General features: G+C 73.3%; 21 protein-coding genes. 11 read left to right on the top strand and 10 right to left on the bottom strand.

The genetic code is table 11. From position 1 onward, the window contains the following. Positions 1-194 precede the first annotated feature (194 nt). Positions 195-1,634 carry an MFS transporter gene (locus DEJ33_RS11050; protein ID WP_111194978.1) on the bottom strand — a complete coding sequence of 480 codons (1,440 nt, stop codon included), beginning with the start codon at positions 1,632-1,634 and terminating at the stop codon, positions 195-197. Positions 1,635-1,808: 174 nt separating this feature from the next. On the opposite strand from DEJ33_RS11050, the gene DEJ33_RS11045 reads away from it, so the two are divergent. Further along, on the top strand, positions 1,809-3,050 hold the full coding sequence (locus DEJ33_RS11045) for a hypothetical protein (protein ID WP_111194977.1): 1,242 nt from the start codon (positions 1,809-1,811) through the stop codon (positions 3,048-3,050). 64 nt (positions 3,051-3,114) lie between these two features. Here DEJ33_RS11045 and DEJ33_RS11040 read toward each other — a convergent pair whose 3' ends face one another. The 3 genes from DEJ33_RS11040 to DEJ33_RS11030 form a co-directional block, all read right to left on the bottom strand. Next, positions 3,115-3,606, bottom strand: a complete 492-nt coding sequence (locus DEJ33_RS11040; protein ID WP_111079322.1) for a pyridoxamine 5'-phosphate oxidase family protein — start codon at positions 3,604-3,606, stop codon at positions 3,115-3,117. Positions 3,607-3,726: 120 nt separating this feature from the next. Further along, a complete protein-coding gene (locus DEJ33_RS11035) occupies positions 3,727-4,353 on the bottom strand; it encodes a hypothetical protein (protein ID WP_111194976.1) in 627 nt (208 codons plus the stop codon). A 137-nt stretch (positions 4,354-4,490) separates the two neighbouring features. After that, positions 4,491-5,600: an LLM class flavin-dependent oxidoreductase gene (locus DEJ33_RS11030; protein WP_111079324.1), complete on the bottom strand. Its 1,110-nt coding sequence runs from the start codon at positions 5,598-5,600 to the stop codon at positions 4,491-4,493. 101 nt (positions 5,601-5,701) lie between these two features. Here DEJ33_RS11030 and DEJ33_RS11025 point away from each other — a divergent pair, with 101 nt between their 5' ends. After that, the gene (locus DEJ33_RS11025; protein WP_111194975.1) at positions 5,702-6,619 is read left to right on the top strand and encodes an SDR family oxidoreductase; all 918 of its coding nucleotides are present in this window, start codon (positions 5,702-5,704) and stop codon (positions 6,617-6,619) included. 80 nt (positions 6,620-6,699) lie between these two features. Here DEJ33_RS11025 and DEJ33_RS11020 read toward each other — a convergent pair whose 3' ends face one another. Beyond that, positions 6,700-7,467, bottom strand: coding sequence for an NRDE family protein (locus DEJ33_RS11020; protein ID WP_111194974.1), 768 nt, complete (start codon positions 7,465-7,467; stop codon positions 6,700-6,702). A gap of 74 nt (positions 7,468-7,541) precedes the next feature. Here DEJ33_RS11020 and DEJ33_RS11015 point away from each other — a divergent pair, with 74 nt between their 5' ends. The 8 genes from DEJ33_RS11015 to DEJ33_RS10980 all read left to right on the top strand — a co-directional run bounded on the left by DEJ33_RS11015 (position 7,542) and on the right by DEJ33_RS10980 (position 14,043). Then, a complete protein-coding gene (locus tag DEJ33_RS11015; RefSeq protein ID WP_111194990.1) occupies positions 7,542-8,843 on the top strand; it encodes a phosphopantothenate--cysteine ligase family flavoprotein in 1,302 nt (433 codons plus the stop codon). Between the two features lie 65 nt (positions 8,844-8,908). Next, positions 8,909-9,310 carry a hypothetical protein gene (locus DEJ33_RS11010; protein ID WP_111194973.1) on the top strand — a complete coding sequence of 134 codons (402 nt, stop codon included), beginning with the start codon at positions 8,909-8,911 and terminating at the stop codon, positions 9,308-9,310. Next, positions 9,307-10,134: a DUF2071 domain-containing protein gene (locus DEJ33_RS11005; RefSeq protein ID WP_111194972.1), complete on the top strand. Its 828-nt coding sequence runs from the start codon at positions 9,307-9,309 to the stop codon at positions 10,132-10,134. The genes DEJ33_RS11010 and DEJ33_RS11005 overlap by 4 nt, the downstream gene beginning before the upstream one ends. Beyond that, positions 10,131-10,568 carry a DUF1810 domain-containing protein gene (locus tag DEJ33_RS11000; RefSeq protein WP_111194971.1) on the top strand — a complete coding sequence of 146 codons (438 nt, stop codon included), beginning with the start codon at positions 10,131-10,133 and terminating at the stop codon, positions 10,566-10,568. The genes DEJ33_RS11005 and DEJ33_RS11000 overlap by 4 nt, the downstream gene beginning before the upstream one ends. Positions 10,569-10,695: 127 nt before the next feature. Next, positions 10,696-11,346 (top strand): GntR family transcriptional regulator, encoded by a 651-nt coding sequence (locus DEJ33_RS10995; RefSeq protein ID WP_111194970.1) that lies wholly within the window; start codon positions 10,696-10,698, stop codon positions 11,344-11,346. A gap of 187 nt (positions 11,347-11,533) precedes the next feature. After that, positions 11,534-11,989: a MarR family winged helix-turn-helix transcriptional regulator gene (locus DEJ33_RS10990; protein WP_111194969.1), complete on the top strand. Its 456-nt coding sequence runs from the start codon at positions 11,534-11,536 to the stop codon at positions 11,987-11,989. A gap of 363 nt (positions 11,990-12,352) precedes the next feature. Beyond that, positions 12,353-13,237, top strand: a complete 885-nt coding sequence (locus tag DEJ33_RS17265; RefSeq protein ID WP_181437294.1) for a phospholipase — start codon at positions 12,353-12,355, stop codon at positions 13,235-13,237. Positions 13,238-13,407: 170 nt separating this feature from the next. Beyond that, the gene (locus DEJ33_RS10980) at positions 13,408-14,043 is read left to right on the top strand and encodes an MOSC domain-containing protein (RefSeq protein WP_111194968.1); all 636 of its coding nucleotides are present in this window, start codon (positions 13,408-13,410) and stop codon (positions 14,041-14,043) included. A gap of 67 nt (positions 14,044-14,110) precedes the next feature. Here the strand turns inward: DEJ33_RS10980 and DEJ33_RS10975 are convergent, their stop codons facing one another. Further along, positions 14,111-14,494: an MmcQ/YjbR family DNA-binding protein gene (locus tag DEJ33_RS10975; RefSeq protein WP_110902547.1), complete on the bottom strand. Its 384-nt coding sequence runs from the start codon at positions 14,492-14,494 to the stop codon at positions 14,111-14,113. 118 nt (positions 14,495-14,612) lie between these two features. Here DEJ33_RS10975 and DEJ33_RS10970 point away from each other — a divergent pair, with 118 nt between their 5' ends. Continuing rightward, a complete protein-coding gene (locus DEJ33_RS10970; protein WP_258374814.1) occupies positions 14,613-14,912 on the top strand; it encodes an excalibur calcium-binding domain-containing protein in 300 nt (99 codons plus the stop codon). 33 nt (positions 14,913-14,945) lie between these two features. On the opposite strand, the gene epsC is transcribed toward DEJ33_RS10970, so the two are convergent. From epsC to DEJ33_RS10950, 4 genes are all read right to left on the bottom strand, one after another. Continuing rightward, positions 14,946-15,530 (bottom strand): serine O-acetyltransferase EpsC, encoded by a 585-nt coding sequence (epsC, locus tag DEJ33_RS10965; protein ID WP_258374654.1) that lies wholly within the window; start codon positions 15,528-15,530, stop codon positions 14,946-14,948. Then, the gene (gene cysK / locus DEJ33_RS10960) at positions 15,527-16,465 is read right to left on the bottom strand and encodes a cysteine synthase A (RefSeq protein ID WP_111194966.1); all 939 of its coding nucleotides are present in this window, start codon (positions 16,463-16,465) and stop codon (positions 15,527-15,529) included. The genes epsC and cysK overlap by 4 nt, the downstream gene beginning before the upstream one ends. A gap of 154 nt (positions 16,466-16,619) precedes the next feature. Beyond that, positions 16,620-17,657, bottom strand: coding sequence for a dipeptidase (locus DEJ33_RS10955; RefSeq protein ID WP_111194965.1), 1,038 nt, complete (start codon positions 17,655-17,657; stop codon positions 16,620-16,622). A gap of 110 nt (positions 17,658-17,767) precedes the next feature. Further along, positions 17,768-18,856 carry a YeiH family protein gene (locus DEJ33_RS10950; protein ID WP_111194964.1) on the bottom strand — a complete coding sequence of 363 codons (1,089 nt, stop codon included), beginning with the start codon at positions 18,854-18,856 and terminating at the stop codon, positions 17,768-17,770. Positions 18,857-18,886: the final 30 nt, after the last annotated feature.

Here is an 18,886-nt window from a genome sequence, read left to right as displayed (position 1 = left end):
CGGTGGTCGGTTCGGTGGATCCCTGCTCGTGTGGCGCCGCCATGCTGCCTTCCGTCCTGGGCCCTGAACGGCCCGCTCTCCTGCCGCGGTCACGGTACTCGGGCATCGCAGCAGGTTGCTGAGACTGTAGCGCGCTGCGCATCCCGGACACGTGACCTGCGGGTGCACGCCGGGTGACGAGCCGTGACACTCGGTCAGCTCCGCGGAACGCCCGACGACCCCGTTCGCAGACGCCGCGACGGCCGCACCGTCTCCCCCGCGGTCCGGCTCATCAGGAGCCCCTCGACGCAGGCGACGACCAGCAGCACCGCGATCACGACGAACGCGACCGCGTAGGGCCCGGAGCCGGCGAGCCCCTCCCCGCCGACCCCGGCCGCGGCCCGGAGCACGACGGCGACGACGGCGACGCCGAACCCGGCCGCGGTCTGCTGCAGCGTCGAGGACAGCGTGTTCGCCGCGGTCATGTCGGGCTGCTCGACGTCGGCGAACGCGATGGTGTTGTACGCGGTGAACCCGACCGAGCGTGCGGCTCCGCTGACGACGAGGAGCACGACGAGCAGCCAGAACGGGGTCGTCGGCGTGAGGAACACCATCGCCACGACGGACAGTGCGGCGACGGCCGAGGACACCACGATCACCGGCCGGTACCCCCACCAGCGGAGGAACGGCGTGGTCGCGGGCTTGATGCCGAGGTTCCCGACGAAGACCCAGAGCACGGCGGACCCGGCCTCGAGCGCGGTCCACCCCCATGCGTCCTGGAACAGCAGCGGCAGCACGAACGGCACGGCGGACACGGCCAGGCGGAACAGGCTGCCGCCGGCGTGGGACACCCGGAAGGTCTCGAGCCGGAACGCGCCGAGCCCCATGATCGGGTGCGCGGCCCGGAGGAAGTGCCGGATCGCGAGCCAGGTGCAGAGCGCCCCGACGACGCCCGCGAGCACGGTCGGTACGACGGGCACGGTGTCGAGCGCGAGCAGCGACGCCATGACGACCAGCGCCCCCAGCCCCAGGCACGCCAGCAGCGACCCGAGCCAGTCGAACGGCACCCGCTCCGGCGCCCGCTCCTGCGGCACGATCAGGAGCGCCGCGACGACGGCGACCACCCCGAGCGGGATGTTGACGAGGAAGATCCAGTGCCACGAGAGGGTGTCGACGAGCACCCCGCCGAGGAACGGCGCGATGACCGGAGCCGCGAGCGCCGGCCAGGTGAGGATCGCGATGGCCGTGACGAGCTGGTCGCGACCGGCGCTCCGGAGCACCACGAGCCTCCCGACCGGCACCATGAGCGCGCCGCCGAGCCCCTGCAGGATCCGCCAGAGCGTCAGCTCGACGAGTCCGGTGGAGGCGGCGCAGAGCGCGGACGCGACCGTGAAGAGCGCGATGGCGCCGACGAAGACGGTCCGTGAGCCGACGCGGTCGGTGATCCATCCGCTGACCGGGATGAACACCGCGAGGGTGACCAGGTACGCGGTGATCGCGACGCCGACCGCTGCGGAGTCGACCCCCAGGTCGCGCCCCATGGCCGGGGCCGCGGTGGCCAGGATCGTGCCGTCCAGGAGCTCCATGAAGAAGGTGCCGGCCACGAGCACGGCGACCGCCGTGCTGCTCGTCCGTCGTGCTGTCGTCGTCGTCATCGCCTGGCATGCTAGTCCGGCTCGCGTCCCGGCTCGCGTTCCGGCCGACGCAGTCGGGAGGCCCGGATCACGCGCTCTGGACACCCGCACCGTCGCGCGTCCCTCCTCTCCAGGGATCGCCGACTAGCGTGGCCTCGTGCAGTCTGCCGTACCCGACCTCCGCGGACCGCGCGCGTGAGCCGCCCGGACGGTGTCCTGACGGGCTCGGTCGCCGCGGGTCGCCGTCGCGTCGTCGACACGGTCGTCAGCATGCCGGCGTGGGCGGCGGTCCTGCTCCTGTGGGCCGTCGGACGCCTGCTGTCGACGATGTGGCTGATGGTCGCCTACCCCTTGATGAGCCGGGTCCAGCCCGACAACGCGCTCTGGGGCAACGACCACGGGTTCACGGCGTTCCTGACCTCGTGGGACGGCCAGTACTACGAGGCGATCTCACTGCACGGGTACCCGTCGGTGCTGCCGCTCGACGCCACCGGTCACGTCGCCCAGAACGCATGGGCGTTCCTGCCGGCGTTCCCCTTCACGATCCGCCTGCTGACGGTCTCCACAGGTCTGCCGTTCACGATCGGCGGCCCGGCCGTCGCGATCATCGCCGGACTCATCGCGACGTTCCTGCTCCACCGACTCGTCCAGGACCACGCGGGTGACACGGCGGCGCGGTGGGCGGTCTTCTTCTTCACCTGCGGTCCGCTGTCGTTCCTGCTGCAGGTCGGGTACGCGGAGACCGCGTTCCTCGCGCTGACCTTCGGGGCGCTGCTGGCCATGGAACGACGACGCTACGGGTTGCTCACCGTGCTCGGGATCGTCGCCTCGTTCACACGTCCTGGTGCGCTCGCGATCCCCCTGACCCTCGGCGTCATCGCGCTCGTCCGGTACGTCGGGGCCCGTCGCTCCGGCGCCCGCAGCCTCGACGGGTTCCCCGTCCGCGAGCGGGTCCAGGTCGTGGTCGCCGGACTCGTGATGGCCGCCGCCGGAGCCGCGTGGCCGGTCATCGCCGGCTGGGCCACCGGTCGCCCCGATGCGTACCTGGCGACAGAGATGTCCTGGTGGGTGAACTTCATCGGCCGGGTGCACTTCGTCCCGCTGTCGCCGTGGTTCCTGACCACCGCGAAGTGGCTCGGTGTGGGCGGTGTGCTCATGGTCGTCGTGCTGCTCGTGCTCTACCCGGTGTGGTTGGCGCGCCGGTCGACTCGGAAGCTCGGGACGACCACGCTCGTGTTCGCCGCCGGGTACGCGCTCTACGTGTTCGCCGTGTCGCTGCCGATGGCGTCGACCCCGCGGCTGCTCATGCCGCTCGCGCCGCTGATGGGCTCGCCGGAACTCGTCGCGAGACCGGCGATGCGCTGGACCCTCGTCGCCGGGGCGCTGGTCCTGCAACCGGTGTTCGTCGCGGTGCTCTGGCTGCTCGGGCCGCCCTGACGGTACCCGGAGCGCCGGCACGTGCACCCGCCCGGGCCGCTGCGGCCCGGGCGGATCCGCACGGCTAGACCTCGAGCGTGCCGTGGCTGCCGACGTCCGGCTGGGACTGGTGCCCGAGCGCCGCCTTGAGGGTCTGCACGAGCGACCCGACCGTGCCGGTGTCCTGGGTCCAGTACTCGACCGAGACGCCCTCGACGGTGAGCAGCCGGATCGACGGATCGTCGCGTCCCTCCGGGAACCACGCCTCGGCGAACGGCGACCACAGTTCGTCGACGACCGCCCGGTCCTCGGTGACGGTGGCCGTGCCGGCGATGGACAGGTAGCCCCCCTGGGACTCGATCGCGACGTTCACGTGCGGGTTCCGGGCGATGTCCTCGACCTTCTCGCTGCCGTCCTGCACCAGGAAACGCAGGCTGCCGTGGAAGGACTTGTCCTGCACGGCGAGCGGCCGGGCGTGCAGCTGCCCGTCCTCGCTCACCGTCGTGAGGAGCGCCGTGCGGGCACCGTGGACGATGTCCGAGATGGCGGCACGGTGGTCGGTCTGGGTGTCGGTCATGATGCTCCTTTGCGTCGTGCGCCCCGTCCCCGCTGACACGTCAGCCGGGCGTCGGGCGCGAACCGTTCCGACCAGTGTGCCCCCGTTCACTGGACGCGCGCGAGGGGCCCGTCCCGTGCCTCAGGCGCGTTCGCGGATCGTGGTCTCGACGTCGACGACCTGTGGGATCCGCGGCAGTGAGGCGAACCCGAACCGCACGGGCGGGTCGAGCGGCGCGAGGTCGCCGAGCGCCTCCCCCGCCCAGGTGCCGCGGACGCCGACGACGTCGTGTGCCCCGGTGACGCCGTAGTACTCGCGCCGGCCGTTGCCCGCGGTGCCGGCGGTCCCGGCCCCCGGAGCGACGAGCTTCGCGACCGGGTCGATCACGGTGAGCCAGCGGGGGTCGCGGGCGATGCGCTTCGGGACGATCCGCAGGACCCTGCCGAGCGGGGAGATCGCGCCGACGTCGACCGAGGCGATGAGCGGGCCGGCGTCGAGCTCCAGGCCGCGGTCGGTGCGGCGGGCGTCGATGTCGACCACGGACACGGCGTCGAAGCGGTACGTGCCGGAGACGTAGGCGGCGACGATCTCGTCCGGGGCCAGCAGGACGCTCGAGCCGTCGGGCAGCTCCACGAAGACGTCGGTGAAGGCGCCGAACGGTGACGACTCCCACATGCCGACCACGAACCGGACGCCGGAGGTGCTCCCGGCGCCGAGGATCCGCCCGCGGAACCGTCGTTCGGTGGTCTCGTTGCTGCTCGGCGACATGCGCCCGACGCTACCCGCGTCGTCCCGGGAGCCACCGGGCGGGCGCACCCCGGGCCTCCCGGCCGTGCGGACGCAGACAGGCGGACGGATGCGAGACACCGGTGGCATCGGCAGGCCGGGCCGGACGGGAGGCGCGCTCAGGGCACCGGGACCGGCTCGGCCAGCAGCTCGCGGACCCGCGGCGCGACACGTGTGCCGTAGAGCTCGATCGACCGCATCATGTCGGCGTGCGGGAGGCGTCCGGTGGCGTACCGCATGTCGAAACGCGAGACGCCGAGGATCCGCATGTTGCGCGCGATCTTCCGCGCGACGGTCTCCGGGGACCCGACGTACAGCGACCCGCCGGCGGACAGCCCGGCGCGGTAGCCGGCCTGGTCGAGCGGCGGCCAGCCGCGCTCCCGACCCAGCTGGTCGGTGACGGCCTTGTGGAAGGGCCAGTAGCGCTCGGCCGCTTCCTCGTCGGTCTCGGCGATGAAGCCCGGCGAGTGCATGGCGATCGGCTGCTGCGGGAGTTCGAGCTGGTCGAGCGCCTGGCGGTAGAGCCGCGCGAAGGGGGCGAACTGCGCGGGCTGCCCGCCGATGATCGCGAGGAACAGCGGCATGCCGTAGGACGCCGCCCGGATCACCGACTGTGGGGAGCCGCCGACGCCGATCCAGGTCGGGATCGGGCCGTGCTCGAGCTTCGGGAAGACGTCCTGCTCGACGAGCGAGGCACGCTTGGTGCCCTGCCAGGTGACGGTGTCGCCCCCGCGGAGGGCGCTCCAGAGTTGGAGCTTCTCCTCGAACAGCACCTCGTAGTCGTGCAGGTCGAAGCCGAACAGCGGGAAGGACTCGGTGAAGGACCCGCGGCCCAGGATGACCTCGGCGCGCCCGTCCGAGATCGCGTCGACGGTGGCGAAGCGCTCGTACACGCGGACCGGGTCGTCGGAGGAGAGCACCGTGACGGCGCTGCCGAGTCGGATGCGCTCGGTGCGGGCGGCGATCGCGGCGAGGACGACCTCGGGGGCGCTCACGGAGTAGTCGGCGCGGTGGTGCTCCCCGACGCCGATGAAGTCGATGCCGACCTGGTCGGCGAGGACGGCTTCGTCGAGCAGGTCGCGGAGGGTCTGGGCGTGGGTCTGCACGCCCCCGTCCGCGGACTCGGTGACGTCGCCGAAGGTGTCGAGGCCGAGCTGCACGGGGCCGATGCGGTCCGGTGCCGGGGGCGGCACGTCCGAGGGTCGGTCGGTGCCGAAGGCGTTGCTCATGGGACCCTCCCGGATCTCGCAGTCGATCAATGCGAACGCATGAAAACTAGCACGATCCGCCCGCCCCCGCACCCCCAGCACGGCTGTGTACGGTCCGACGCATGGTGCAGCCCGCGAACCTCCCCGACCAGACCGGCCGACGCATCGTCGTCACCGGGTCGAACAGCGGCACCGGCAAGGAGACCGCCCGCAGGCTCGCAGGAGCCGGCGCGAGCGTCGTCCTCGCCGTCCGCACGGCCTCCAAGGGCGAAGCCGCCGCCGCCGAGATCCGGAGCGAGCACCCCGACGCCGACCTCGAGGTCCGCGAACTCGACCTCGCCGACATGTCGAGCGTGCACCGCTTCGCCGACGGGATCATCGCCGACGACCGTCCGCTCGACGTGCTCGTCAACAACGCCGGCGTGATGGCACCCCGGGAGCGCTTCGAGACCGCGGACGGCTTCGAGCTGCAGTTCGGGACGAACTACCTCGGCCCGTTCGCGCTGACGAACCTGCTGCTGCCCACCCTGCTGCGTGCCGGAGCCCCCCGGGTCGCGACGATGTCGAGCATCGCCGCGGTGCCGGGCAAGATCCACTTCGGCGACCTGCAGTGGCAGACCGGCTACCAGCCGTGGCTCGCCTACGCCCAGTCGAAGCTCGCCGACCTGCTCCTCGGACTGCACCTGCACCAGGTGGCGGTCACCCGCGACTGGCACCTGTCCTCGACCATCGCGCACCCCGGCTACACCCGGACGAACCTGCAGTCGGCGGGTCGGTCGCTCGGCCGCGACCGCCCCGTGCAGTCGAGCGACCGGGCGCTGCCGTTCACACAGGACGTCGAGCAGGGCTCCGAGCCCCTGCTGTACGCGGCCGTCGGGCGGAACGCCGCCTCCGGGGCCTACTACGGGCCGGCCGGGGCGTTCGGTCTGACCGGGCCGACCACCCTCGCCTCGGTGCCCCGCTCAGCCCGTGGCGTCGACCTCGCCCGGTCCCTGTGGGCCGTGGCCGAGGACCTCACCGGCACGCGCCTGCCGGACTGACACGAGCGGGCCTCCCGACCGGTCGGCACGCGCCGGCCCAGCCGGGAGGCCCGACCCGCCCCCGCCCCGCGACCCCCTTGTCAGTGGGCGGTGTCGAGCCGCAACTCCCCCGGCTCCGCGAGCCTGGTGTGCCGGAGCACCGTCCGCCCGGGTCCGACCGCCGCGGCCACGATCGAGAGCGTCGCGAAGTGCCCCTCCGGCTCGACGCTGTCCCGGAGGATCGCGTCCCGGTCGTCCGGTGCCAGCGCGGTGGACCCGGCGAGCACCCCGAACCACGGCGCCCACCCGTCGTCCGGCGTGGTGCGCAGTTCGTCGGCGGGTTCGGCGGCCGGCGGCCCGGTCGGAGCGGGCACCGCGCGGAAGGCGTCGAGCCACCGCCCGATCCGGGGTGCGGCCGGATCGTCCGGCTCCCCGTGCGTGACCATGTGCACGCCCGGTCCGAGCGCCGTCGTCCGGACGGCGATGCCGTCCCAGGTGACGACCTCGGCGCCGTCGGCGGTGGCGCGGACCAGGTTGAAGGCGCGGCTCGTCGGCAGAACACCGTCCGCGCCCGGGACGACTCCGTCCACGACCGCGTCCAGCGGCAGGGTCCCCCGGGTGGTCCAGGTGCCGTCGACGCCCGGGGTCGACTCCCACCGGTTGAGCACCACGGCCAGGCCGTTGCGGTCCGAGGCGGCCAGCCACGCGCCCCCCGCCTGCTGGTCCCGGACGCCGACGACGCCGGTGTCACGGTCCGGCCACCACGCGGCCGGCGGGTCCCACGGCCGGTCCGGGGACTCGTCCCGGAGCGCCAGGACGGTCACGGGCCACGCCGCGCCGGGATCGACACGGACGACGACGGTGCACATGGGGCCGATCCTGCCACCCGCACTCCGGGAACCGACCCGGCGGCCTGCGGAGCCGCCCGGGTAGCGTGAGCGCTGTGAACGACGCAGCCACGCAGCCCGCCCGTCCCCGCACCGTCGTCGTCGGCATCACCGGCGGGATCGCCGCCTACAAGGCCGTCGGCGTCGTCCGCGACCTGGTCAAGCGCGGCCACGACGTGCACGTCGTCCCCACCGAGGGCGCGCTGCGGTTCGTCGGCCTGCCCACCCTGGAGGCCCTCAGCCGCAACCCCGTCTCGACCAGCGTCTGGGACGACGTCGCCGAGGTCCGACACGTCGCGCTCGGCCGTCGCGCCGACCTCGTCGTGATCGCGCCCGCCACCGCCGACAGCCTGGCCAAGATGGCCGCCGGGCTCGCCGGCGACCTGCTCGGCACCACCCTGCTGGCCACCGAAGCCCCCGTCGTCGTCGCCCCCGCCATGCACCCGCAGATGTGGGAGCACCCCGCGACCCGGGCGAACCTCGCCACGCTCCGGGCCCGCGGCGTGCACGTCGTCGGGCCGGTCGTCGGCGCGCTCACCGGGGACGACGCCGGCATCGGTCGGATGTCCGAGCCGGAGGACATCGTCGTCGCGGCACTCGCGGTGCTCGATGCCGCCGAAGCGGCGGACCGCAGCGGCTCGCTCGACGCCGCACCGAGCCTCCACACCGGCGCCCGGGGCGAGCAGGGCGACCTGGCCGGCGTCCGTGTCGTCGTCAGCGCCGGTGGCACCCGCGAGCCCCTCGACCCGGTCCGCTTCGTCGGCAACCGGTCGAGCGGCCGGCAAGGGGTGGCGCTCGCCGCCGAGGCCGCCCGCCGCGGTGCCGACGTCACCCTCGTCGCCGCGAACACCGATCCCGGCCTCACCGAGGGGTTGCCGGTCCGCATCGTCCGGGTCGGGTCCGCGCAGGAGCTCGCCGCCGCCATGCACGCCGAAGCACCGGAGGCGGACGTCCTGGTGATGACCGCGGCGGTCGCCGACTACCGACCGGCCGAGGTGCTCGAGTCGAAGCTCAAGAAGGAGCAGCAGGGCGACCGGATGACCCTCGAGCTGGTGAAGAACCCCGACGTCCTCGCCGAACTCGTCGCCGCACGCCGGGTCGGGCAGGTGATCGTGGGCTTCGCGGCGGAGACCGAACCCGACCGCGAGGCGCGCCTCGAACTCGGCCGTGCCAAGATCGCCCGGAAGCCGGCCGACCTGCTCGTCGTGAACCACGTCGGGTGGTCGCACGGGTTCGAGCGCGAGGAGAACGCCATCGAGGTGCTCGTCCCCGGGGGCGCGGTCGTCCGCGAGACCTCGGGCACGAAGGCCGAGGTGGCCACGGCGGTGCTCGACCTGGTCGCGACCGCGCTGACCTGAACGCGCCCGCGCTCCCCTGGACCGGACCTGGGCGTGGACGGTGTGCGGTCGGGCACGATGGGGCGATGCGACGCCGGACCGAACGCGCACGACGTGCCAGGAGGACCGCCGGTGTCCTCGCCCTCCTCCTGGGCGGCGCCGGGGTGACCCACTTCCTCCGTCCCCGAGGCTACGACCGGATCGTCCCGGAGGCCCTGCCGCCCCGGACCACGACGCTCGTCTCGGGTCTCGCCGAGCTCGGCATCGCCGCCGGTCTCCTCGTCCCCGAGACCCGGCGACGCGCGGGCTGGGCGGCGGCCGCCCTCTTCCTCGCGGTGTTCCCCGCCAACCTGAAGATGGCGAGCGACCTGCTGGAGCACCCACGGGCCTCCCGGGCGGCACGCCTGATCGCGGTCCTCCGGCTGCCGCTGCAGGCACCGCTCGTCGCGTCGGCGGTCCGCGTCGCCCGGCACACCCCACGCCGGTGACCGACGACGGCCAGGAGCCACCGGCCGGCCTCGGGGCGGGCGACGCCGATCTGCGCAGCCGCGCCGCGGTCGCGCTCCGACACCGGGCGGTGACGGTGCACGCCTGGGACGACATCGTCTTCGCGCACTGGCGGTGCGAGCCGGAGACGCTGGCCCGCCTCGTCCCCCGGGGCACGCGACCGGACATCGTGGACGGCAGCGCCTGGGTGGGCCTCGTCTCGTACGTCTTCCGCGAGACGCAGGTGCCGCCGTTCCCGCCGTCGACCCGCCTGGGCTCGATGACGGAGGTCACGGTCGAGGTCCTCACCGTCGACGACGTCGGCCGACGCGGCATCGCCTACCTGACCGTGGACACCCCGAACGTGCCCGCGATCGTCGCCGCGCACGCACTGCTCGGCGTCCCCTACACGTTCGCCTGGGCGCGCTCCCGTCGCCGTGGCGAGACCCTCGGCCACCGGTCGGTCCGCCACCCGGACCGGGTCCGGCACCCGATCCGCGCGGTCCGCCAGGCCCGTCGGACGGGAGGCACGACCGGCCCACGCCATGCCGCCTCGGTCCGCGTCGTGGCCGGCGAGGTCGACCGCTCGGCCCTGGCGGCGGACCTCACGACCCGCGCCGGCATCCACGCGCGGCTGCTCGCCCAGACGCTGTTCTGGCAGCGGCAGCACGCGCCCCTCACGGTGCGGTCGGCCCGACTGGAGCGCCTGGAGGGTGACCTCCCCGATGCGGTGGGGCTGCCCGGACTGTTCGACCGCGAGCCCGACTCGCTCCTCGTGGTGGACGGCACCACGGTCCGGTACGCGTGGGGGGACGTGGTCCGGTGAACGACGCAGCACGTGACCCGTACGGTCTCGACCGGTTCGTGACCGCGCAGCAGGGAGTCCACGACACCGCCCTGGCCGAGCTCGCGGCGGGGCGGAAGCGCTCCCACTGGATGTGGTTCGTCATGCCGCAGGTCGCCGGGCTCGGACGGAGTGCGACCGCGCAGCGGTACGCGGTGTCGGGACTGGCCGAGGCGCGCGCGTACCTGGCGCACCCGGTGCTCGGACCGCGGCTGCGCACGGTCGCGGCGACCGTGCTCGACGCGCCCGCGACCTCGGCCGAGGAGCTGTTCGGCGGGATCGACGCGGTGAAGGCCCGCTCGTCGATGACGCTCTTCGCCCGGGTGGCCGACGACCCGACGCCGTTCACCGCCGTGCTCGACCGGTGGTTCGACGGGGCCGAGGACCCGGAGACGCTCCGCCTGCTCGGGCTCTGACCCCACGGGGCGTCGGAGCGCACGGGCCGCTGGGCCCACCGGCTCCGAGCGCGCTCGGCCCGGCAACCGTCCGGTACCACATCAGGTACGGTGGGCGGGCACCCGTCCTGAACCCGGAAGGCCTCCCATGCCGGTCCCCAGCAGCGCCCCGACCGAGCACAAGCTGCTCCGCGACACCGTCCGCCAGAAGATCCACGAGGCGATCATGGACGGCACGCTCGAGCCCGGGGAACGCCTGAACGACGACGAGCTCATCGCCTGGCTCGGGGTCTCGCGGACACCCATCCGCGAGGCACTCAGCCAACTCGCGCGCGCCGGACTCATCGAGATGGCACCGAACCGGTACACGCGGGTGACGACCCCGGACCCGGCCGAGGTGATCGAGGCCATGCAGACCCTCGGCGTGCTCTTCGGGGGCGTCGTCCGTCTGGCGGTCCCCCGACTCGGCACCGCGACACGCAAGCGGATCCTCGGCGCGCTCGACAAGACCATCTCCGAGCTCGAGGCGCACGACGTCCCGGCCGTGAACCGCGACGCGCTCGGGGTGTTCGCCCTGTTTGTCGCCGAGTGCGGCAACGAGAACCTGCGGCGGGTCTGCCAGGACACGATGGACGGCCTGGCGTTCCGACTGCGCCTGCCGAACCTGGACGAGCTCCTCGACTGGGACCAGATGACCGCGGACTTCCGACGCCTGCGGGCGGCAACCGCGGACGGCGACAACGTCGCGGCGGAACTGGCGACGGAGGCGATCCACCTGCTCCCGGGAGCGAAGCGATGACCCGGACCCGCGGGATGTCCTGAGCGTCCGTACAGGATCTGATCGCCGTCGGTCGGTCGCGGCGGGCGGGCGGCGTGCCGGGCATCGGGCGCCGTCGGCCGAGACCACAGCCGTGTCCCCCGTTCGACGCGTGTTCCCCGACCGCTACGATCATGCTCACCACCCGAACGACACCCGCGGAGCGACCATGACCGACCTCGACCCGGACCGCACCGAGGTCGCCGCACGCCTCGCCGCGGCCGTCGGCCGGATCAACCGGCGGGCACGCACCGACTCGGCCTCGCTCGGCTACGGCATCGTCTCGGCCCTGGCGTCGATCGTGCAGCACGGCCCCCTGCGCCCCGGCGACCTGTCGCGGATCGAGGTCGTCACCAAGCCCACGATGACCCGGATCCTCACCGAGCTCGAACAGCGCGGGTTCATCGTCCGGGACCCGGACCCCCGTGACGGTCGGGCCTTCATGGTGAGCGCGACCCAGGCGGGCATGGACGCCATGGACGCGGCCCGGTCGCAGCGCACCGGCATCGTCGCCGGGCTCATCGCCGAGCTGTCCCCCGATGACGTCGGCTCCATCGCGAAGGCACTCGACGCCCTCGAGCGGGTCGCGCAGAGCCCGACGAGCCAGGCCAGCCCCGCACGCTGATCGCCACCGGCCCGTTACTGAACCGTTACCGGACGGTGGACCGACCGTTCGGGGAGTGGACACGGACCGGGCGCCCAGGATCGCGGGTCATCGTTGCCGCTTCGCCCCCGCGAGTGACGTGATCGTCACCGCCCGGAGGCGGAACGGACGGGCCCCACATCACCGTCCGGTCCTCCCCCGGCTCGCGGGTCCACGCGACGACGCGCTGACAGCAGGTCCCCCACCCTCCTGCCCTTCCGGAGCCCTCATCGTCCCCCCGACGGTCGACGGGCACCGGTGACCGGCGTGCGCACCGCCCGTGCGCACGCCACGCCTCGACGCCCGCACGGACCCGCACCACGAGCCGGCCGACACCCGGAAACGATGACGAGAACCACTCCCCGCACGAGCACCCCGGCTCCCGGCACCCGCCGCGCAGCCCTCGACACCCCGTCCCGCCGGATGCGCCGGACCCTCCGTCGGCACGGCGTCCTGATCGCCGGCAGCGCCGCGGTCGTCGCGATCGCCGGCGGCGCCCTCACCATGACGCAGCCCGCACTCGGCGAGGCGCTCGGTGTCCCGAGCGCCACCGCGACGCCCCACCTGTCCGGCACCGACCTCGACCGGGCCCAGGCCGCCGCCACGATCTCGACGGCGCGCACGGTCGTCCGGGACGCGAACGCGGGGACCGACACCTCCCGGCTCGAACACCGGATCGCCTCGCTGTCCGACTACACCTCGCTCTCCGGCTCGGCGCTGACCGAACGGATCGCGTCGACCGTCGACACCACGCAGGACGTCGCCCAGGCGAGCGCCGACCAGGACCACGCCGACGCACAGGCCGCCGCCGCACGCGAGGCGGCCGCGAAGCGTGCCGCGGACGCGGCAGCAGCGGCGGAGGCCGCCGCCGAGCGGGCCGCGGCGGAGCGAGCAGCCGCCGAGGCCCAGGCTCGGGTGAACACCCCCGCCGGCGCCCGGGCCGCAGCCGCCGCGCTGGCGTCGTCGCAGTACGGCTGGGGATCCGACCAGTTCCAGTGCCTCGACAGCCTGTGGACCAAGGAGTCCGGTTGGGACTACCGCGCGGTCAACGCGAACGGTGGCGCGACCGGCATCCCGCAGGCACTCCCCGGCTCGAAGATGGCCTCGATCGCGGCGGACTGGCAGACGAACGCCGCCACCCAGGTCGCGTGGGGCCTGCAGTACATCAAGGGCTCCTACGGCACCCCGTGCAGTGCGTGGTCGCACTCGCAGGCGGTCAACTGGTACTGAGCCGGACCCGGTGCCGATGCCGATGCCGGGACCGGTCGATCCGAGCGTCGACGAGTTCCGCTCGGTGTCGCCGCGGTTGCACGGTCCCCTCGTCCTGCTGACGGCGCAGATCGGCCTGCGCGTCGAGCTGCCAGGTGCACAGCGGGGCCGCCGTACGGCAGGGTGGACCCATGCCCGTCGTCACCGCCGTCTGCCGCGTCGAACAGCTGCTCCGCGACTCCGGCACGATCGGCATCACCGCCATCGACAAACGCCCGGTCGACGGGCCGGTCCGCGTCCGCCCGCTCGGGCTGCACGCGGACGTGCAGGCGGACCGCAAGCACCACGGCGGCGAGGACCAGGCCGTCTACGTGTACGCGGACGAGGACGCCGCGTACTTCGCCGAACAGCTGGACCGGCCGATCCCGCCCGGGCTGTTCGGCGAGAACCTCCGGACGACGGGCATCGACGTCACCGGCCTGGTCATCGGGGAGCGCCTGCGCATCGGCGACACCCTGGAACTCGAGGTCACGATCCCGCGGACCCCCTGCGGCACCTTCGCGCGCCGGATGCAGGTCGACAGGTGGGTCAAGCGCTTCGCCGAGGAGGGCCGTCCCGGCGCGTACTTCCGGGTCCGGCGCTCCGGTGTGGTCGCCGCGGGCAACGCGGTGACGGTGCTGGACCGCCCCGAGCACGGGGTCACGATCGGGCAGATGTCCGCCGGACTCACGGCGGAGCAGGCCACGGCGGTGCTCGCCTCGGGCGGCGGACTGGCGCCGAAGGTCGTCCGGGAGGCCCAGCTCGCCCTCCGGCGCGCAGCCGTCTGACCGTGGTTTCCGCGCTGGCCAGGCGGGTTCCGGCGGGTTCCGCGCCGGCCCGGCAGTCCGGCGCGCGTCAGGCCGGTCCGGCGCCACGGCCCGGGTCGTACGGGCGACGGGCACGCGGCAGGCCGGCGACGACGAGGTCCCAGGCGTTCGCGACGAGGTCCTCGACCATCTGCTCGTCGATCCCCTCCCCCGGCGACAGCGTGATCCAGTGCCGCTTGTCCATGTGCCACCCAGGAGTGATCTCCGGGTGGTCCCGCACCAGCGCGGCGCCGTGGGGTGGGGCGCACTTGAGGTTCACGATCGCCACACCGCGGAGCTCCGCGTTCATCGCGAACATCTTGTCCACGACCTTGTAGACGTCGGTCCCCTCGCCGAACGGCTGCGTCTCGGTCACGGCCGGCAGCGCCATCGCGGTCCGCGCGACGATCGTGTGCAGGGTGGTCCCGTCCATCGCACCAGGATGCCCGTTCCTGCCTCGTTGTGGGGGTGAAGTTCCCTCAATGATCGGCAGTACCCTCGTCGTGCCGCACGTACCCGACGGTCGGCGAACGCACCTCCAGGAGGAACCCGTGACGACCATTCGAACCCTCGGCATCGCTGCCGTCGCCCTCGCCCTCACCGTCGGCGGCGTCGCCGGCACCGCGACGAGCGCCTCCGCCGCGCCGAAGGCCTACGCCAACTGCACCGCCGTCAACAAGGTGTACTCGGGCGGGATCGCCAAGAAGTCCGTCACCCAGAACAAGGTGACCTCCGGCGGCAAGACCTCGTACCGCGCACTCAAGGGCACCGTGAAGAAGGACGACGCCCTCTACAACGCGAACAAGAAGATGGACCGCGACGCCGACGGGATCGCCTGCGAGAAGAGCTGACCCGGCAGTCCCCGGACGCCCGGGAGCTCGGCCTCAGAGCTCCGGTACGCCCTCGTGCCCGGACCGCGGACGTGCGGTGCCGGCGATCCCGGTCACGACCGAGTTCGCCGGCACGTCCTTCGTGACGACGGTCCCCGCGCCGATGACGGCGTCGTCACCGACCGTGATGCCGCCGATCAGCGCGGAGCCGGCACCCAGGACGACCCGATCGCCCACCGTCGGGTGCCGCTTGGAACCCGGCCCCGGGCCTCCACCCCGACCGCCCAGGGTCACACCGTGGAACACGAGGACGTCGTCGCCGACCACCGCCGTCTCGCCGATGACGACACCGAAGCCGTGGTCGATGAAGAACCGGCGACCGATGCGGGCCCCGGGGTGGATCTCGATGCCCGTGAGGGTCCGCGCGACCTGCGCGAGGATCCGCGCCGCCGTCCGCGACCCGGGCAGGCCCTGCGCGATCCAGAGCCGGTGCGTGACCCGGTACGCCCAGATCGCGTGCAGCCCCGAGTAGACGATCGCGTTCTCGAGGTCCCCGCGCGCGGCGGGGTCACCGCGGCGTGCGGCGGCGAGGTCCTCCCGGACCGTCCGCAGCACGCCGCGGCGTGGAGCCGTCGTCACGCAGAGAGCCCCTCGAAGAGCACCGTCGAGAGGTAGCGCTCCCCCGTGTCGCAGACGATCGCGACGATACGCTTGCCGGCGTTCTCCGGCCGCGCCGCGACCTGCAGGGCTGCGTGGATGATGGCACCCGAGGAGATGCCGGAGAGGATGCCCTCCTCCGTGGCCAGCGCGCGGGCGACCCGCAGGGCGTCGTCGAGCTCGACGTCGATGACCTCGTCGATCACGGAACGGTCGAGGACCTCGGGGATGAAGTTCGCCCCGATGCCGGCGATCTTGTGCGGACCGGCCGTGTCCTTGGTCAGGAGGGGCGAGTCGGCCGGTTCGACGGCGATGACCTGCACACCGGGGACGCGCTCCTTGAGGACCTGCCCGACGCCGGTGATGGTGCCACCGGTCCCGACACCCGCGACGAACACGTCGACGTGCTCCTCGGTGTCGCGGAGGATCTCCTGCGCCGTGGTCCGACGGTGGATCGCCGCGTTCGCGGTCGTCTCGAACTGGTGGGCGAGGATCGCGCCCGGGGTCTCGTCGACGATCTGACCGGCGCGTTCCACGGCGCCCTTCATGCCCTCGGAGCCCGGGGTCAGGACGATCTCCGCTCCGTACGCACGCATGACGGCCCGGCGCTCGACGCTCATGGTCTCGGGCATCGTGATGACGACCTTGTACCCGCGGGCTGCACCCACGAGGGCGAGGGCGATGCCGGTGTTGCCCGACGAACCCTCGACGATCGTGCCGCCGGGCTCCAGGTCACCGGACTCCTCGGCCGCGTCGATGATCGCGACGCCGAGACGGTCCTTGACGCTGGCGCCCGGGTTGTAGAACTCGAGCTTGGCGAGGACCTCGGCCCCGCCCTCCTGGGGCAGTCGGTTCAGCCGCACGAGCGGGGTGTTGCCGAAGGCCTGGGAGATGTTGTCGTAGATGGTGCCGGTCATGCGTTGCGTCCTCACGTCGGTCCCAGGGCCTCCATCCCAGGAGGCTCGGTGTGCGGCCTGATCTTAGCGAGCCGGCCCGGGGCACATCCCTGGTGCCACGTGCTGCGCGCGCGACGACGGGGCACCAGTTCGGGGGTGCGCCGGGAACCGCCGGTCAGCGGACGTGGGCGGTGCGTGCGAACCGGTCGTCGGTGGCCTCGAGCACGCGGAGCACGTTGCCGCCCGCCAGCGCCCGCAGATCACCGTCGCCCCAGCCGCGGCGGCGGAGCTCCTCGGCGAGCACCGGGTACCGCGAGACGTCGCGCAGGTCCGACGGCAGCACCGGCGTGCCGTCGTAGTCCCCGCCGAGGCCGATGTGTGCCGCACCCGCGACGCTGCGGGCGTGCTCGACGTGGTCTGCGACGTCGGAGACCGTGACGAGGGGCGGTTCGCCCGCGGCGCCGGACTCCTCCCAGTCGGCCCAGGCCCGGGAGACGAACTTGGGCACGAAGGTGAGCATCACCACACCGCCGTTGTCGGCCAAGCGCGCGAGCACGTCGTCCGGCACGTTCCGGGGGTGGTCGTCGATCGCCACCGTCGACGAGTGGCTGAACACGACCGGCCGGGTGGCCACGTCGAGGGTGTCCCGCATCGTGGTGGGTGCGGTGTGGGACAGGTCGACGAGCATGCCGATCCGTTCCATCTCGGCGACGACCTCGCGCCCGCGGTCGGTCAGGCCTCCGTGTGCCCGGGCACCGGTGGCCGAGTCGGCCCACGGGGTGTCGTCGTTGTGCGTCAGCGTCATGTACCGGACGCCGAGCCGTGCGAAGTCGCGGAGGACGGCCAGGTCGTCACCGATCGAGTGCCCGCCCTCGGCGCCGAGCAGCGAGGCGATCCGGCCCGAGGCGATCGCCGCCCGCACCTCGGCGGCGGTCCGCGCGAGCGCCAGGTCATCCGGGTAGCGCTCGATCATGCGATGGGCGAGGTCGATCTGCTGCAGCGTCGTCCGGACCGGGTCGGGCTCCTCGACCGGGACGAACACCGACCAGAACTGGCCGACGACCCCACCGGCACGGAGCTTCGGCAGGTCGGTGTGCAGCGAGTCGGTCTCGGAGTCGATGCCCTCGACGCCGGACCCGTGCGTCTCGCGACGCTCCCACGGCAGGTCGTTGTGGCCGTCGATGACGGGGAAGGGGAGGGCGTCGAGGTCCATCCCCCGACCGTACCGGGCGTGGTCTGCCGGGCGGGGCCTGCCGGACGGGGTCTGCCGGACGGGGTCTGCCGGACGAGGCCTGCCGGGCGGGGTCTGCTCGGCTGCCGGCGTCAGATGCTGCCGGTGAGGGCCTGCAGGCCGAGGCTCGACAGCGACACCACGATCCAGAGCGACCCACCGAGGACCAGCGGACGGAACCCGGCGCGGCGGAACCCGGCGATGTCGGTGGACAGGCCGATCGCGCTCAGGGCGACGGTGATGAGGAACGCGGCGACCGTGGCGATCGCCGGGTGCGCAGGCCCCGGGATCACCCCGGTGGAGTTCACGGCGGCCACCAGCACGAAGCCGATGAGGAACCACGGCACGAGACGGAACACGCGGCGCGGTGACCACCTCGGTCGAGCGGGTGCGACGGCGGGGTCGATCCCGGTCCCGTCCAGCGCCACGTCCCCCGCTGTCGTCGCGGACCGCTCGGCCCGGCGCCCGACGAGCCACGCGAGGCCGAGGACCACCGGGATGATCATGAGCGTCCGGACCAGCTTCACGACGACCGCGAAGTCCGCCGCCCCCGAGCCGTAGGTGCTCGCTGCGGCGACGACCGAGGAGGTGTCGTTCACCGCCGTCCCCGCGAACAGCCCGAACGCGTGCTGGCTCATGCCCAGCGCGTGCCCGACCACGGGGAAGACGACGACCGCGGCCACGTTGAACAGGAAGATCGTCGACACGGCGTACGCGACCTCGATCGACACCGCGCCGATCACCGGGGTGACGGCAGCGATCGCCGACGCCCCGCAGATGCCCGTCCCGACGCCGATCAGGGTCCGGAGGTTGCCGACCACACCGAGCGCCCGACCGATCCCCCACGCTGCGACGAGGCAGATGACGAGGGTGCCGAGCATCACCGGCAGCGATTGCACCCCGACCCGGGCGACCTGCACGAGCGACAGCTGCGCGCCGAGCAGGACGACCGCGGACTGCAGCACGGTCTTGCTCGCGGTCGCGATCCCCGGCCGGAACACCTGACCCGGACGTCGCACCGTCCCGAGGACCGCGCCGATCACGACCCCGCTGACCGGCGCTCCGACGACCGGCAGGAACCGCCCGATCACGGTCGCGACCACGGCGATGCCGGTGGCGAGCGCGAGGCCGGGGACGAGCCTCCCGGCACGGTCGAGCGGAGTCGGGGCGGCATCGGTCACGTGACCATCCTGCCGCCCGTGCGCCAGGAT

The organism is Curtobacterium sp. MCPF17_047 (genome assembly GCF_003234045.1).
Taxonomy (GTDB): domain Bacteria; phylum Actinomycetota; class Actinomycetes; order Actinomycetales; family Microbacteriaceae; genus Curtobacterium.
The sequence above is the reverse complement of the archived record's forward strand: the minus strand, read 5'-3'. Positions and strand labels throughout refer to the sequence as shown.

Excerpts from the sequence above, each read along its gene's own strand:
- DEJ33_RS11050 (WP_111194978.1), bottom strand. The coding sequence starts at position 1,634 with ATGACGACGACGACAGCACGACGGACGAGCAGCACGGCGGTCGCCGTG.
- DEJ33_RS11040 (WP_111079322.1), bottom strand. The coding sequence starts at position 3,606 with ATGACCGACACCCAGACCGACCACCGTGCCGCCATCTCGGACATCGTC.
- DEJ33_RS11035 (WP_111194976.1), bottom strand. The coding sequence starts at position 4,353 with ATGTCGCCGAGCAGCAACGAGACCACCGAACGACGGTTCCGCGGGCGG.
- DEJ33_RS11030 (WP_111079324.1), bottom strand. The coding sequence starts at position 5,600 with ATGAGCAACGCCTTCGGCACCGACCGACCCTCGGACGTGCCGCCCCCG.
- DEJ33_RS11025 (WP_111194975.1), top strand. The coding sequence starts at position 5,702 with ATGGTGCAGCCCGCGAACCTCCCCGACCAGACCGGCCGACGCATCGTC.
- DEJ33_RS11020 (WP_111194974.1), bottom strand. The coding sequence starts at position 7,467 with ATGTGCACCGTCGTCGTCCGTGTCGATCCCGGCGCGGCGTGGCCCGTG.
- DEJ33_RS11010 (WP_111194973.1), top strand. The coding sequence starts at position 8,909 with ATGCGACGCCGGACCGAACGCGCACGACGTGCCAGGAGGACCGCCGGT.
- DEJ33_RS10995 (WP_111194970.1), top strand. The coding sequence starts at position 10,696 with ATGCCGGTCCCCAGCAGCGCCCCGACCGAGCACAAGCTGCTCCGCGAC.
- DEJ33_RS10990 (WP_111194969.1), top strand. The coding sequence starts at position 11,534 with ATGACCGACCTCGACCCGGACCGCACCGAGGTCGCCGCACGCCTCGCC.
- DEJ33_RS17265 (WP_181437294.1), top strand. The coding sequence starts at position 12,353 with ATGACGAGAACCACTCCCCGCACGAGCACCCCGGCTCCCGGCACCCGC.
- DEJ33_RS10980 (WP_111194968.1), top strand. The coding sequence starts at position 13,408 with ATGCCCGTCGTCACCGCCGTCTGCCGCGTCGAACAGCTGCTCCGCGAC.
- DEJ33_RS10975 (WP_110902547.1), bottom strand. The coding sequence starts at position 14,494 with ATGGACGGGACCACCCTGCACACGATCGTCGCGCGGACCGCGATGGCG.
- cysK (WP_111194966.1), bottom strand. The coding sequence starts at position 16,465 with ATGACCGGCACCATCTACGACAACATCTCCCAGGCCTTCGGCAACACC.
- DEJ33_RS10955 (WP_111194965.1), bottom strand. The coding sequence starts at position 17,657 with ATGGACCTCGACGCCCTCCCCTTCCCCGTCATCGACGGCCACAACGAC.